The 1211-nt window shown below is 60.4% G+C and carries 1 protein-coding gene; it reads left to right on the plus strand.

What is annotated here, in order from left to right:
* Positions 1 to 101: 101 nt before the first annotated feature.
* Positions 102 to 1076 carry a porphobilinogen synthase gene (hemB, locus tag HNQ83_RS30975; RefSeq protein WP_175392634.1) on the plus strand — a complete coding sequence of 325 codons (975 nt, stop codon included), beginning with the start codon at positions 102 to 104 and terminating at the stop codon, positions 1074 to 1076.
* Positions 1077 to 1211 lie beyond the last annotated feature (135 nt).

Raw genomic sequence — 1211 nt, forward strand, 5'->3', positions numbered from 1 at the left:
TATCAGTCAGCATATGCAGTGACTGACACAACGCCTTCGCGAGCAGGCTCGCTCCCACAGGTTTTACATTCATCCCGTTCTACGATTTTTCAGGAATATTCATGTCCAGCCAGTTCCCCGAAGCACGTCCACGCCGTCTGCGCCGCAATGCGAGCCTGCGCAGCCTGTTCCAGGAAACCGAGTTCAGCCTGAACGACCTGGTGCTGCCGATTTTCGTCGAAGAAGAGATCGACGATTTCGTCCCGATCAACAGCATGCCCGGTGTCATGCGCATCCCGGAGTCGAAGCTGGCCGGTGAGATCGAGCGTTACGCGCGGGCCGGTATCAAGTCGGTGATGACCTTCGGTGTGTCCCATCATCTGGACAGCAGCGGCAGCGACACCTGGAGAGAAAACGGCCTGGTCTCGCGCATGTCGCGCATCGCCAAGGATGCGGTGCCGGAAATGATCGTCATGTCCGACACCTGTTTCTGCGAGTACACCGATCACGGCCATTGCGGCGTCTTGCACAACCATGAAGTGGATAACGACCAGACCCTGGTCAACCTCGGCAAACAAGCGGTGGCGGCTGCCCGTGCCGGGGCCGATGTGATTGCACCGTCGGCGGCGATGGACGGGCAGGTCCAGGCGATTCGCCGGGCACTGGATCAGGCCGGTTTCACCCAGACGGCGATCATGGCCTATTCGACCAAGTTCGCTTCGGCACTCTATGGCCCGTTCCGCGAAGCCGGTGGCAGTGCGCTCAAGGGCGACCGCAAAAGCTATCAGATGAATCCGATGAACCGCCGCGAAGCGGTGCGCGAATCGCTGCTGGACGAGCAAGAGGGCGCCGACGCGCTGATGGTCAAGCCGGCGGGCGCGTACCTGGACATCATCCGCGACATTCGCGAAGCCTCGCGCCTGCCGTTGTCGGCGTATCAGGTCAGCGGCGAGTACGCGATGATCAAGTTCGCCGCGCAAGCGGGCGCCATCGATGAAGACCGCGTGGTGCGCGAAAGCCTGGGGGCGATCAAGCGGGCGGGGGCGGATCTGATCTTTACCTACTTTGCGATGGACCTGGCGTTGGCGGGGATCTAAAAACACAGGCCCCTGTAGGAGCGAGCCTGCTCGCGATAGCGGTCTGTCATTCAACATTTCTGTTGTCTGATACACCGTCATCGCGAGCAGGCTGAACTGGCCTAATAATTCCGGACACCTCTTAAGGGCGATATG

Origin of the sequence: Pseudomonas sp. C2B4, from assembly GCF_013359695.1 — a bacterium.
Taxonomy (GTDB): Bacteria; Pseudomonadota; Gammaproteobacteria; order Pseudomonadales; family Pseudomonadaceae; genus Aquipseudomonas.